The following is a 13,919-nucleotide window of genomic DNA, read 5'->3' on the forward strand; positions in this document are numbered from 1 at the left end:
CGCAAACAAACCAGAGGATCATGTAAGACGCTCATTGAACACTCCCCTACAGTGTCGAGTCCAAATACGAAGACCGCGCATCGTACGCCGTCACGATTGTTTAGGGAGCATAGCTATGTTCAAAGCCACTGATGTCCTAATACCGGGATATATCGACCAGCCACGCGATACGTTGTGGGAAAAAATTTCACCCCTTTATGCGGTGGATGAATCGGCCTGGTTGAAAGAGTTATTGCCGCTTGCCGCACCTTCAGACGACGAGCGCAACACCATCACACAAGGTGCCACGGCCCTAATCGAACAGGTTCGCGCAGACGATGACGCTATTCACATGGTGGATGCGCTGTTACTGGAATACAGCCTTGATACCCAAGAGGGTATTCTGCTGATGTGTCTTGCCGAAGCCTTGATGCGTATCCCGGACGCCGATACCGCCGACGCTCTGATCCGCGACAAACTCTCAGTGGCTGACTGGAAAGCTCACCTGAGCAAATCGGACTCACTCTTTGTTAATGCATCCACATGGGGGTTGCTGCTGACCGGTAAAGTTGTCTCGATGGACAAAGACACCGAAGGCAATGCGTCTAGTGCGATCAACCGCTTGGTTAACAAGATGTCGGAGCCTGTGATCCGTAAGGCGATGTACCAAGCGATGAAAATTATGGGCCACCAGTTTGTACTGGGCCGCTCAATCGATGAAGCCCTGAAGCGTGGTAAGAGCTATCGCGAGAAAGGCTACACCTACTCATTTGACATGCTAGGCGAAGCGGCACTGACCCAAGCTGATGCGAAGAAATACTTCGATGACTACTTAAATGCGATCGAAGCGGTGGGTAACAACACATTCACCGGCGACGCTCCGCGACCAACGATCTCCATTAAACTCTCGGCGTTGCACCCACGCTATGAAGTGGCGCAAAAAACACGCGTAATGGAAGAGATGTACACACAGGTCATCGCACTGGCAGAAAAAGCACGTGCTTTGAATGTGGGCATCACCATTGATGCAGAAGAAGCCGACCGCCTCGAGCTATCGTTGGAGCTCTTCGAAAAGCTTTATACCAGCACCGCAATCAAGGGTTGGGGGCAGTTTGGCCTTGTCGTGCAAGCTTACTCAAAGCGCGCGCTGCCAGTACTTGCATGGCTAGCCGCTCTTGCGAAAGCACAAGGTGACTGCATTCCTTTGCGCCTCGTAAAAGGTGCCTACTGGGATAGCGAGATCAAGAATTGTCAGCAACGAGGGTTGCAGGGCTACCCGGTTTACACGCGCAAAGAAGCCACCGATACCGCTTACTTGGCCTGTGCACGCTTCCTACTAAGCGAAGATGTTCGCGGCAATATCTATCCGCAGTTCGCTAGCCATAATGCGCACACCGTTGCCGCTATTGTTGCTATGGCAGCGCACGATGACTACGAATTCCAGCGCCTACACGGCATGGGTGATGCGCTCTACAACACGGTTATCAAGCAGCACGATGTTAACGTGCGTATCTATGCTCCAGTTGGCAACCATAAAGACTTGCTACCTTACTTGGTGCGTCGCCTGCTTGAGAACGGCGCCAACAGCTCATTCGTGCACCGTTTGGTGGATGCACGCTGCCCTGTAGCTGATCTTGTACACCATCCCGTGGACGTCTTGAGCGCTCGTAAAAGCTTAGCAAATCCCTATATTCCACTGCCGGGGCAGCTTTACGGTGATACACGCGCCAACTCGCAAGGCGTTAATATTGATATCGAAGCCGATTGGGAAGCGTTTGCTGCCATCATCAAGCCGTTTATGGGCACCCAGTGGCAGGCAGGCCCCATCGTGAATGGCCAACTGTGCCAGACCGGTGAACAACACAGCGTCACTGCGCCTTACCAGCACAGCGAAACCGTGGGCCAGGTTTACTGGGCCGATGCAGATACCGTACAAACAGCCATTGCCGCCGCTGCCGACTTCTACCCAACATGGCGTGCAACGCCCGTCGCAGAGCGTGCTGCCGCGATCGCGAAGTTGGGCGATCTGCTTGAAGCAAACTATGGTGAGTTGATGGCGCTTTGCCATCGTGAAGCGGGTAAAACCCTGCAAGACAGCATCGATGAGATCCGCGAAGCGGTCGACTTCTGCCGCTACTACGCCGTACAGGCTCAAGAACACCTAACCACGCCGCACACGAGCCAAGACTTCAATGGCACAAGCTTTGTCACTGAACGCCAAGGCCGTGGTGTATTTGCTTGTATCTCACCATGGAACTTTCCACTGGCGATCTTCCTCGGTCAAGTAACAGCAGCGTTAGCAGCGGGTAACACTGTGATTGCGAAACCTGCAGAGCAAACAAGTTTAATCGCTTACCGCGCCATCGAGCTGTTGCTTGAAGCAGGCGTACCAGCAGGTGCAATTCAACTGCTGCCGGGCGATGGCGCAACCGTAGGCGCACCACTCACCAGCGATGTGCGTATTGCGGGTGTTGCCTTCACAGGCTCTACCGAAACAGCCCGCTTAATCAACCGATCGCTGGCAAACCGCAACACGGCACCGGCACCACTGATCGCTGAGACGGGCGGCCAAAACGCCATGATCATCGACTCCACTTCACTGCCTGAACAGGTGGTACGCGATGTCGTACGCTCTGCATTTGCCTCAGCGGGGCAGCGCTGCTCGGCGTTGCGCGTTCTCTTTGTGCAGGAAGATATCGCCGAACGTGTTATCCCAATGATTCGTGGCGCGATGCTTGAGCAAGTGGTTGGCGACCCGAGCCTACATCAAACGGATGTTGGCCCAGTGATCGACCGTGAGGCCCAAGCGGGCTTGCTTGCACACATCGAACGTATGCAACAAGAAGCGACACTGATCGCCCAAACGCCCCTGCCACATAACGCAGAACAGGGCACCTTCGTCGCGCCAACAGCCTTTGAGATCAACAGCATCGACCAACTAGGCCGCGAGCAGTTTGGGCCAATTTTGCATGTAGTGCGCTACAAGGCCAGCGAGTTAGACCAAATTATTGATCGCATCAATGCAACAGGTTACGGCCTTACGCTGGGCATCCATTCACGTAATGAAACCACCTCGGTGCACATTACCCAGCGCGTGCGCGCCGGCAACATGTACGTCAACCGTGACCAAGTGGGCGCGGTTGTAGGTGTGCAGCCATTTGGTGGTCAAGGCTTATCCGGCACCGGACCGAAAGCGGGCGGGCCGCACTATTTGAAGCGTTTCACGAAAACCGTTCGTGTCACCCAAGCATGACTAAGGAGCTCAACATGACGCACTCTAACTTGATCGAAGCAAGTCAACGCGCCCTGTCTGCATGGGAGCGCTGGAACCAACACGGAATCGCCGCGCGCGCCGAAATTCTGCGCCAAGCGACTCAAACGCTGCAACAGCCAGTGGCTCCTTGGTTAATCAAGCAGGCGCTGGATGTAATGACACCCAGCATTGAGCTGCCCGGCCCAACCGGTGAATCAAATACACTGATCTGGGAAGGCCGTGGCGTTGTAGCGGTGTGTGCACAAACGAAGGGCGCGGATGATGCCTTGATCGCCCAACTCGTTACCGCTTTGCTAACAGGCAATGTGGTACTGGCGGCTGTTGACCACCCCGTGGTGCAGCACCTGCAAGCGGCACTCACTGCAGCCGATTTCGCTGATGTGCTCGTCGCGGTAGAAGCCCCTCTTGAGGCGCTTGCTGCGTGTGAGCCGATCAGCTTGTACGCGTTCTGTGGCGAGCCACGCGATACTCTGGCTTTGAATCGCAACCTAGCGCAGCGCGACGGCTGTCTTGCCCAACTGGTTGCGCTATCCACTGACGAGCCATTAGCGCATCAACTGACCGAAGACTTCCTATGGCGCTTTGTCACCGAAGCAACCATCACTATCAACACCACCGCTGTGGGTGGTAACGCCTCTCTTCTGGAGCTGGGAGGCCGCGAGGATATTTAAGTTTTCACTCGCTGGCACCGAAGAGGATTTTCGGTGCCATTTTTTTTGAGTGGGATAAGCGGCTCGCACACTAGCCAAAAGTCGTATAACCTTTGGCGCTTTTTGATCGGGAGCTCCACCCTGTTACCCACCCGATCAGCTCTAAAAATAAGCATGAGGTATCTCCATGATCGAAAACAACGTGGCCATTATTGGCACCTTTCTCGTCTATCTGGCGCTGATGTTGGCCATCGGTGTGTACGCGTATCGACGCACCGCAAACTCATCTGATTACTTTTTGGGTGGTCGTTCCCTAGGGCCTTGGCCTGCGGCCTTATCCGCGGGTGCATCTGACATGAGTGGCTGGCTGCTCTTGGGTCTACCAGGCTATGCATTTGCATCCGGTATGGAAGCAATTTGGCTAGGCGGCGGGTTGCTGCTAGGCACATGGCTGAACTGGTTGTTAGTGGCCAAACGTCTGCGTACTTACAGTATTGAAGCAGATGATGCACTGACACTGCCGGAGTTCTTCGCCAAGCGCTTCGAAGATAAGTCCAACCTGCTACAGGTAATCTCCGCCTTCTTCATCCTGCTGTTCTTCTTGTTCTACACCAGCTCTGGCTTAGTTGCTGGCGGCAAGCTATTCGAAACCGTGTTTGGTCTTGATTACACGTTGGCCGTGATCATCGGCACAGTTTGTGTCGTTTCCTATACGTTGTTTGGTGGTTTCCTCGCTGTTAGCTGGACTGACTTAGTGCAGGGCCTGCTGATGGCTGCGGCACTGCTATTGGTACCGATCATCGCAATCCAAACCGAGGGTGGTTTCGGTAACTTGGCTGCTGTCTTGGAAGCGAAAAACCCTGAACTCTTAACCATCTGGAATGACGCAAGTGGTGAACCTCTAACGGCAATCGCGATTATTTCGTTGGCCGCGTGGGGCTTAGGTTACTTTGGCCAGCCGCATATCTTGGCGCGTTTTGCTGCGGTACGTAGCAACCAAGATATCGGTACAGCTCGCCGTATCGCTGTGGCGTGGTCTGGCCTTTCCATGGCTGGTGCGATGCTCGTTGGCTTAGTGGGCATCCTGTATGTCGATAACCAATTGGGTGGCGACTTAGGCGATGGCGAAAAGATCTTCATGGTGCTGGTAAACGCCATGTTCCACCCTGTTGTGGCAGGTATTCTGCTGGCTGCTATCTTGGCAGCAATCATGAGTACAGCAGACTCACAGCTGTTGGTATCGTCCTCTGCGCTTGCTGAAGATTTCTACAAGCAAGTCTTCCGCAAAGACGCATCCCAAAAAGAGATCGTGCTGGTTGGTCGTGTTGCTGTCATCCTGTTATCGATTATTGCGCTGATGCTGGCGATGACGCCAGATAGTTCGGTGCTGGGGCTGGTGTCCTACGCATGGGCAGGCTTTGGTGCGGCCTTCGGCCCGACGCTGGTGCTGTGCCTGTACTGGAAACGCATGAACCGCTTCGGTGCGCTGGCTGGTGTGTTGGTCGGTGGTATCACGGTTGTGGTTTGGAAGCAGCTGAGCGGCGGCCTGTTTGATCTCTACGAGATCGTACCAGGTATGATCTTCGCAACGGTGGCGATTGTGGCGGTTAGCTTGGCAACAAGCGAGCCTTCTGACTCAATCAAAGCGCGCTTTGATAGCTACTTAAGCAAGCTGTAAGAGCATCCGCGCTGGCCTGCTGTGCGGGCTAGCGCTCTCCCCCTACACCACTGAGAGAGGCACTGCGTACTGCAGTTCAAATCGCTCATCTGGGTCTAAAAACTGGTTTCGTTGATAGATCGCATAAGCAGGCGTATTGGCAAGATGATATCCACTGCCGGGTAGCCAGCGATGATAAAACGCGTAAATTAGCGGGAGCAGATCCCCCATACGGCCACGCGCTGAAAACACACCATGCAACCCTCCCGGGATGGTTAAAATCCCCACGGAACCTTTACGCCATACATTCTCAGGCACCTCTAAACATGCCACATAGCGGCAATCCGACAGCGCGACCAAGCTTGGATTAGAGTGGTGTAGCGCTAGCATAGTCGCCGTTTGAGTATCGACCTCCTCAGTTTTTGCCCACTGCAATAGACGATGCCATGCAATACTGATACTGCGATCGTAACCTTGATGGCGCACATATGCCACGCGCCGCTCTGGCATCTGACGCAGCTGCACGTTAGGCAGTTCTACTTGCGCTCCGGCTGCGGCAATATCACGCTGCTGTGTATCAAAATTAGCTTGGGTAAACCCTGCATAACCACCGCTACGCCACACCTTTGGCGAGGCGCCAAAATGGCGCTTAAAGGCTTGGCTGAAGGATGCATGGGATAGAAAACCGCAGCTATGCGCCACATCAGCGACACTGCTCTCCGGTTCAAATAAGAGCTTATTCGCCGCCTGCTCTAAGCGCGTGCGGCGCAGGTAGTCGTTTAAGTTCTCACCGGTGACCTCTTTAAACACCCGTTGAAAGTGAAACGGTGAGTACGCAGCTACATCCGCTAACGACTTTGCAGTATGTGCAACACGGATGTCCTGATGAATTTTATACAGCACTTCATTGATGCGCCCTTGATGTAACTGCTGGCCTCTCGACACCGTTATTACCCGCCCTGTAAAGATTTCGCACAAATGGACAACTAAGCCCGCACACAGCCAACAGTATCGAAAGCCAGAAGCCCGTATCTTGGTTCAAAAAGGAGGGAAGATATGATTTCGACACGAGCACAGCGGTTAAAACCATCTTATATCCGCGAAATACTGCAAGCAACACAGCAACCGGAGATGATCTCATTTGCGGGTGGCTTACCGGATGCGAGCCTATTTCCAATGACCCAGTTGGGGCTAGCAACAACACAGCTAGCTGACGATAGAGCCGCCTTTCAATACGGTGTTAGTGCAGGCCTAGAGCCTCTGCGCGACTGGATCAAACAACACCACCATTGCAGTGAAAATAACGATGTACTGATCACAACAGGTTCGCAGCAAGCACTGGATTTGATCGCACGTACCTATTTAAACCCTGGCGATACAGTGCTCGTCGAGAGCCCAAGCTACCTTGGCGCATTGCAGGTGTTCCAGCTCGCAGAAGCTCAAATTATCCTGATACCGCAAACAGATAGCGGAATTGATACAGCGCTGCTTGCCAAATTGATCGATGAGCACCAGCCAAAGCTGTTCTACGCCGTTCCTGATTTTCATAACCCAACGGGGAGCCGTTGGCCGGCAGAAACACGCCAACAAGTCGCACGGATACTAAGCCACAGCCATACTCGCCTGATTGAGGATGCTCCCTATGCCGAGCTAAATTACGACGGCGAGTGGCTGCCAAGCGTGACATCGCTCTGCTCTGGGCCACATTTTTTTCTCAGCTCGTTCTCAAAAACGGTCACCCCCGGCGTTCGTATCGGGTACGTTGTCTGCGATCTAGAAAGCCACAAGGCTCTACTGCGCGTGAAGCAAGCGACCGACCTGCACTCCAGCCTACCGATGCAGCAACTGGTGCTCAACACGTTAAGCCAAACGACGATAAGCCAGCACCTACCAGCCATTCGCGCTGCGTATGCGAATAAACGTGATCGACTCGTTAATGCACTGCAAGATACGTTTGGCGACAAGGTCCGTTTTACTGTTCCCAGTGGCGGCATGTTTCTCTGGGTTGTCTTTCACCATTGTGATACCGAGATACTCGCAAAACGGGGCCTAGAGGAAGGAGTCGCCATTGTGCCGGGCAAGGCTTTTTGCCCAAACGCAGAGCAGTTCGGTGATGCGGCTCGGCTCAATTTCACCCATGCCACTGCCGAGCAAATAACCACGGGCGTTGCTCGCCTCTATCGCGCCTACCAAGCATCAAGGATCTAGCCCAGCACGCACAAAAAAGCCGCGCATAAGCGCGGCTTTTTACAGCGAAGTGACTACTTTTAAACTTCTAGGTAATCAAGAATACCTTCAGCAGCCTTGCGGCCCTCAGCAATCGCTGTTACCACAAGATCCGAGCCACGTACCATGTCACCACCAGCAAAGATCTTTGGATTGGTTGTTTGGAATGGATAGCTGCCCGCTTCCGGCGCCTTTACGCGGCCATCATCGTGCATATCGATACCAAAATCAGCAAACCACGGCGCAGGGCTAGGACGGAAGCCAAACGCAACCAGTACTGCATCTGCAGGCAGGATCTCTTCAGAACCCGCTACAACTTCAGCACGGCGGCGGCCGTTTTCATCCGGCGCACCCATCTGCGTTGTCACCAGTTTAACGCCGGTTACTTTGCCATTCTCACCGACCACCTCAACAGGCTGGCGGTTGAACATAAACTGGACACCCTCTTCGCGTGCATTCTCAACCTCACGCTTAGAGCCCGGCATATTTGCCTCGTCACGACGGTAAGCACAGATCACGCTTTGCGCGCTCTGACGTACCGATGTGCGGTTACAGTCCATCGCGGTATCACCACCACCCAGCACAACAACTCGCTGCCCTTCCATGCTGATGTACTCAGACGGATCTTTCTCGAACCCTAAACAATGATTTACGTTTGAGATCAAGAATGGCAGCGCATCATAAACGCCTTCAAGCTCTTCGCCTGGGAAGCCGCCCTTCATGTAGGTGTAAGTACCCATACCAAGGAATACGGCATCGTACTCATCAACCAATTGCTGCATCGTGACATCTTTACCGACTTCCATATTAAGCTGGAACTCAACACCCATCTCCGTGAAGATTTCACGGCGACGCGACATCACATTTTTCTCGAGCTTAAACTCTGGAATACCAAACGTCAGCAAGCCACCAATTTCAGGGTTACGGTCAAAGACGACCGGCTTAACGCCATTACGTACCAAAATATCCGCTGCCGCCAAGCCCGCAGGCCCTGCGCCAACAATGGCAACACGCTTGTCTGTTTCAGGCACTGCAGACATATCAGGCTTCCAGCCCATCGCAAATGCGGTATCTGTGATGTACTTTTCCACAGACCCGATGGTGACAGCACCGAAACCATCATTCAGTGTACAGGCGCCTTCACACAAGCGATCTTGTGGACAAACGCGGCCGCACACCTCTGGCAGAGAGTTAGTTTGGTGGCTAAGCTCCGCGGCTTTCAGGATATTCCCCTCCGACACCAGCTTAAGCCAGTTGGGGATATGGTTATGTACAGGACACTTCCAAGAGCAGTAAGGGTTACCGCACTCCAGACAACGATGTGACTGGTCGGATGCATCTTCTTGTTCAAAAGGCTCGTAGATCTCAGCAAATTGCTGCTTACGAACGTTGGCCTCGATCTTCTCAGGCCCTTTTCGGGATACGTCGATGAACTGGAAATCGTTGTTAAGACGTTCAGCCATGGTCCCCACCTCGTTCTTAGCGCCCGCACTGCGGGCGCACGTTAAACTTCTTTCGCGCGTCTTTACTCTGGACGGATGCGAACACTATTCAGTAGATCATTCAGCGATGCTGCTTTTGGCTTCACAAGCCAGAAGCGCGCTAGGTAGTCTTCGTAGTTTTCGATCAACTCCCAACCCCAAGCACTGTTCGTCGCTTTCGTGAATTCAATGATCACTGAGCGCAGATGGTTTTTGTAAATTTCCATCTGCTCCGTGTGGATACGGTGAATCTCAACCAGCTCATGGTTGTACTTATCAACAAAGGTGTTGTCCTGATCCAGAACATAAGCAAAACCGCCGGTCATGCCCGCACCAAAGTTGTAGCCTGTTTGGCCAAGTACCGTTACCAAGCCGCCAGTCATGTATTCACAACAGTGGTCACCCGCACCTTCGATAACGGCGTGACAACCTGAGTTACGTACCGCGAAGCGCTCACCAGCACGGCCTGCCGCGAACAGCTTACCGCCCGTCGCGCCGTACAAGCAGGTGTTACCCAGAATCGATGTTTTATTCGACTCGAAGGTCACCTCTTTGAATGGCTTGATCACCACCTGACCACCAGCCATGCCTTTACCGACGTAGTCGTTCGCATCACCTTCAAGGATCAAGTTCTGGCCACCCGCGTTCCAAACACCGAACGACTGACCAGCATGACCTTTAAAGTTAAAGGTAACTGGCTGATCTTCCATGCCCAAGTTGCCATGTGCTTTAGCAATCAGACCCGACGTACGTGCACCCACAGAGCGGTCACAGCTGGTGATCTCGAGATCCCACATGCCGCCCTCTTTTGCGTCGATAGCCGCTTTAGCAAGCTCTGCCATCTTCGTATTTAGGTCACCGGCATCATACGGATCATTCTTCGGCTTCTGACACGTATTTGGATACTCAGGTGCAATACCAGCGGTGCTGATAATTGGCTCAAGATTCAAATTGCGTTGCTTGGGTGTTTTACCTTCAGCAATTTCCAGCAGATCAACGCGGCCAACAAGCTCTTCCATGGATCGAACACCCATCTGAGCCATCCACTGACGCGCTTCTTCAGCAACGAATGTGAAGAAGTTTTTCACCATCTCGACAGTACCGCGGAAGTACTCTTCACGCAGTTTCTCGTTCTGTGTCGCTACACCGGTCGCACAGTTATTCAAGTGGCAAATACGTAGATACTTACAACCCAAGGCAACCATCGGCATCGTACCGAAGCCGAAGCTCTCAGCACCCAGAATTGCGCCTTTCACGACATCAAGGCCCGTTTTCAAACCACCGTCTGTTTGCAAACGCACATTACCGCGCAATTGGTTACCGCGCAGAGACTGATGTGCATCCGCCAAGCCTAGCTCCCATGGCGATCCCGCATAGTGAATCGACGTCAGTGGCGATGCAGCTGTGCCGCCGTCGTAACCGGAGATAGTAATCAGATCCGCGTAGGCCTTAGCAACACCACACGCAATCGTACCTACGCCAGGACGTGATACCAGCTTCACCGACACCAAACCTTCAGGGTTGATCTGCTTAAGATCGAAGATGAGCTGAGCCAAGTCCTCGATTGAATAGATATCATGGTGCGGCGGCGGTGAAATAAGCGTCACACCCGGTACCGAGTAACGTAAACGAGCGATAAGATCGTTTACCTTGCCACCTGGTAACTGACCGCCTTCACCCGGCTTCGCACCCTGAGCCACCTTAATCTGCATGACATCAGCACTCATCAAGTACTCTGGCGTGACGCCAAAGCGGCCTGATGCAATCTGCTTGATCTTAGAGCGTTTCATGGTGCCGTGGCGGGCTGGATCTTCACCACCCTCACCGGAGTTCGAGCGGCCGCCTAATTCGTTCATCGCAACGGCAAGCGCTTCGTGCGCTTCAGGAGACAACGCGCCAAGCGACATCGCAGCAGAGTCGAAACGTTTTAGAATTTCAGATGCTGGCTCAACTTCGTCGATCGAGATAGGCTGTAGATCAGTACGCAGTGCCAACAGATCACGAATCGTTGCCACACCGCGGTTGTTCACCAGATCCGCGTACTCTTGGTACTTGGCTGGATCACCGGATTCGACCGCTTCATGGATAGTACGCACAACATCTGGGTTGTATGCGTGGTACTCCCCATCGTGCATGTACTTCAGCAAACCACCCTGCTGGATTGGCTTACGTGCCGTCCATGCTTCTTTGGCCAGCAACGCTTGCTCTGTTTCGAAATCTTCAAAACGAGCACCTTCGATGCGGCTCATGACACCCTTGAAGCACAAGTTGACGATCTCAGAGCTCAAGCCAACCGCTTCGAACAACTGTGCACCACGGTAGGAGGCAATTGTCGAGATCCCCATCTTCGATAGGATCTTCATCAGACCTTTATTGATGCCTTTACGATAGTTTTCGTGACTATCAAGCGGCTCAAGTTTGATCTCGCCAGAGGCGCATAGGTCGTTCAATACACGGTATACCAAGTATGGGAAGACCGCTGTCGCACCAAATCCGAATAGCACAGCAAAATGGTGCGGATCACGCACGGTGCCAGATTCTACAACGATGTTGGCATCGCAGCGCAAGCCCGTATCTACCAGACGGTGGTGTACTGCACCTGTTGCCATCGCCGCGTGAACAGGCAGCTTACCCTGTTCCAGCTTAGCATCAGACAGGATGATGATAACCTTGCCATCGCGAACCAACTGCTCAGCTTCATCAGCAACCGCTTCAATGGCTTGCTTGAGGCTCTTCTCGTTCGGGTCATAGTTAAGATCGATCGTCGCGACCTCAAAGCCCTCAACCGTATTATCACGCAGGCGGCGGAACTTAGACGCAGAGAGAACCGGCGTTGTTAAGATCACACGGCGAGCGTGCTGTGGCGTCTCTTCAAAAACGTTTTGCTCACGCCCCAGGCATGTCTCTAGCGACATAACAATCGCTTCACGCAGCGGATCGATAGGTGGGTTTGTTACCTGAGCAAACTGCTGACGGAAGTAATCGTAAGGTGCACGGATACGGTTCGACAAAACCGCCATCGGTTTGTCGTCACCCATCGAGCCAACCGCTTCCATACCCGACTCACCGAGTGGACGGATAATCTGATCACGCTCTTCGAAGGTCACCTGGAACATCTTCATGCAGGTTTTGACCTCGTCCGCAGACATATCGCGGAAGGACTGCGATTCCTCTTTGAGGTTCATCGTCTGCTCTAGGCGCAGCGCATTCTCTTTCAGCCACTTTTTGTATGGCTGCGCTTTCTTAAGCTTGTTATCGACATCTGCCGTGTGAAGGATTTCACCAGACTGTGTATCGATCGCTAAGATCTGGCCTGGGCCAACACGACCTTGAGCAACAATATCCTCTGGCTGGTAACTAAAGACGCCAATCTCAGAGGCTGTACAGATATAACCCTGCTTAGTCATCACCCAACGCGATGGGCGCAGACCATTTCGGTCCAGCATACATACGGCAAAGCGACCATCGGTCATTACCATACCTGCTGGTCCGTCCCATGGCTCCATGTGCATCGAGTTGTATTCATAGAACGCACGTAGCTCGGTATCCATCGTATCAACATTCTGCCACGCAGGCGGAACGATCATGCGTACAGCGCGGTAGATATCGACGCCGCCGACCATTAGGAACTCAAGCATGTTGTCCATACTTGAAGAGTCAGAACCGGTTGTATTTACGATTGGCTGCAACGCATCAAGGTCTGGCAACATGTCTGTCGCAAACTTGCGTGAGCGCGCGCGCGCCCAGTTGCGGTTACCCTCAACAGTGTTGATCTCACCATTGTGCGCTAGGAAACGGAATGGCTGAGCCAACGGCCAGCGCGGTGCCGTATTAGTAGAGAAACGCTGGTGGTATGTACAAACTGCAGTTGTCAGGCTTTCATCGGCCAGATCTTTGTAGAAGACCGGCAAGTCAACCGGCATCGTCAGACCTTTATAGGAGATGACCTTATCGGACAAACTACAGATGTAGAAATCGGTATCGCCTGCAAGTGCGATCTCAGCCTTGCGACGCGCTGTAAATAGGCTAACTTGGAACTCACGCTCAGATTGGCTAGTTGGCTCAACAAAGACCTGTTCAATCTGTGGCAATGTATCCTTTGCAATGGGGCCAAGGCACGACTCGTCGGTCGGAACAATACGCCAACCGGCGACTGAAAGTCCTTGTGCTGATAGCTCACGGTTCAGGGTTTGACGAGCGGCTTCTGCCTGCTCTGGTTCACGGGACATGAACACCATACCCACCGCATACAGCTCACCAAGCTCAAAACCCAACTCTTGTTTAGCTGCTGAACGAAGGAAACTATCTGGCTTTTGCATCAACAATCCACAGCCATCACCTGTCTTACCATCCGCAGCGATACCGCCACGGTGGGTCATGCAAGCGAGTGCTTCGATTGCTTTTTGTAATAGATCATGACTGGCTTCCCCTTCCAGGTGCGCCATCAGACCAAAGCCACAGTTATCCTTAAACTCACCGGGGCGATACAGACCTGTGCTCATAAGTCATTCTCACTCAAAAAGTTCTTTGTAAATCAGATACTTGTCATCATATCCTGTTGCCTGAACAATATCTTAGCAGGCAAAAATGGACGGACATTCTACACACAGGAGCAAATTGGGACAAATTTTAAGCGATCAAAAAGTGACCTA

7 protein-coding genes are annotated in these 13,919 nt (G+C 52.9%); 4 read left to right on the top strand and 3 right to left on the bottom strand.

Annotated features, from left to right (window positions below):
* The first annotated feature begins 115 nt into the window (after positions 1 to 115).
* The 3 genes from putA (at position 116) to putP (ending at position 5,581) form a co-directional block, all read left to right on the top strand.
* Positions 116 to 3,232, top strand: coding sequence for a bifunctional proline dehydrogenase/L-glutamate gamma-semialdehyde dehydrogenase PutA (gene putA / locus EOE65_RS05570; RefSeq protein ID WP_127693312.1), 3,117 nt, complete (start codon positions 116 to 118; stop codon positions 3,230 to 3,232).
* 14 nt (positions 3,233 to 3,246) lie between these two features.
* Positions 3,247 to 3,924: a proline dehydrogenase gene (locus EOE65_RS05575; RefSeq protein WP_127693313.1), complete on the top strand. Its 678-nt coding sequence runs from the start codon at positions 3,247 to 3,249 to the stop codon at positions 3,922 to 3,924.
* A gap of 166 nt (positions 3,925 to 4,090) precedes the next feature.
* Positions 4,091 to 5,581: a sodium/proline symporter PutP gene (gene putP / locus EOE65_RS05580; protein ID WP_127693314.1), complete on the top strand. Its 1,491-nt coding sequence runs from the start codon at positions 4,091 to 4,093 to the stop codon at positions 5,579 to 5,581.
* 42 nt (positions 5,582 to 5,623) lie between these two features.
* On the opposite strand, the gene EOE65_RS05585 is transcribed toward putP, so the two are convergent.
* Entirely contained in the window at positions 5,624 to 6,505 is an 882-nt protein-coding gene (locus tag EOE65_RS05585; RefSeq protein ID WP_206052624.1) for an AraC family transcriptional regulator, read from the bottom strand.
* A 111-nt stretch (positions 6,506 to 6,616) separates the two neighbouring features.
* Here EOE65_RS05585 and EOE65_RS05590 point away from each other — a divergent pair, with 111 nt between their 5' ends.
* The gene (locus tag EOE65_RS05590) at positions 6,617 to 7,768 is read left to right on the top strand and encodes an aminotransferase-like domain-containing protein (protein ID WP_127693315.1); all 1,152 of its coding nucleotides are present in this window, start codon (positions 6,617 to 6,619) and stop codon (positions 7,766 to 7,768) included.
* Positions 7,769 to 7,827: 59 nt separating this feature from the next.
* Here EOE65_RS05590 and EOE65_RS05595 read toward each other — a convergent pair whose 3' ends face one another.
* Both EOE65_RS05595 and gltB read right to left on the bottom strand, forming a co-directional pair.
* Entirely contained in the window at positions 7,828 to 9,249 is a 1,422-nt protein-coding gene (locus tag EOE65_RS05595) for an FAD-dependent oxidoreductase (RefSeq protein WP_127693316.1), read from the bottom strand.
* A gap of 62 nt (positions 9,250 to 9,311) precedes the next feature.
* Complete coding sequence (gene gltB, locus EOE65_RS05600; RefSeq protein ID WP_127693317.1) at positions 9,312 to 13,769, bottom strand: glutamate synthase large subunit; 4,458 nt, start codon at positions 13,767 to 13,769, stop codon at positions 9,312 to 9,314.
* Positions 13,770 to 13,919: the final 150 nt, after the last annotated feature.

Origin of the sequence: Neptunomonas marina (assembly GCF_004005935.1) — a bacterium.
Taxonomy (GTDB): Bacteria; Pseudomonadota; Gammaproteobacteria; order Pseudomonadales; family Balneatricaceae; genus Neptunomonas; species Neptunomonas marina.

Excerpts from the sequence above, each read along its gene's own strand:
- putA (WP_127693312.1), top strand. The coding sequence starts at position 116 with ATGTTCAAAGCCACTGATGTCCTAATACCGGGATATATCGACCAGCCA.
- EOE65_RS05575 (WP_127693313.1), top strand. The coding sequence starts at position 3,247 with ATGACGCACTCTAACTTGATCGAAGCAAGTCAACGCGCCCTGTCTGCA.
- putP (WP_127693314.1), top strand. The coding sequence starts at position 4,091 with ATGATCGAAAACAACGTGGCCATTATTGGCACCTTTCTCGTCTATCTG.
- EOE65_RS05590 (WP_127693315.1), top strand. The coding sequence starts at position 6,617 with ATGATTTCGACACGAGCACAGCGGTTAAAACCATCTTATATCCGCGAA.
- EOE65_RS05595 (WP_127693316.1), bottom strand. The coding sequence starts at position 9,249 with ATGGCTGAACGTCTTAACAACGATTTCCAGTTCATCGACGTATCCCGA.
- gltB (WP_127693317.1), bottom strand. The coding sequence starts at position 13,769 with ATGAGCACAGGTCTGTATCGCCCCGGTGAGTTTAAGGATAACTGTGGC.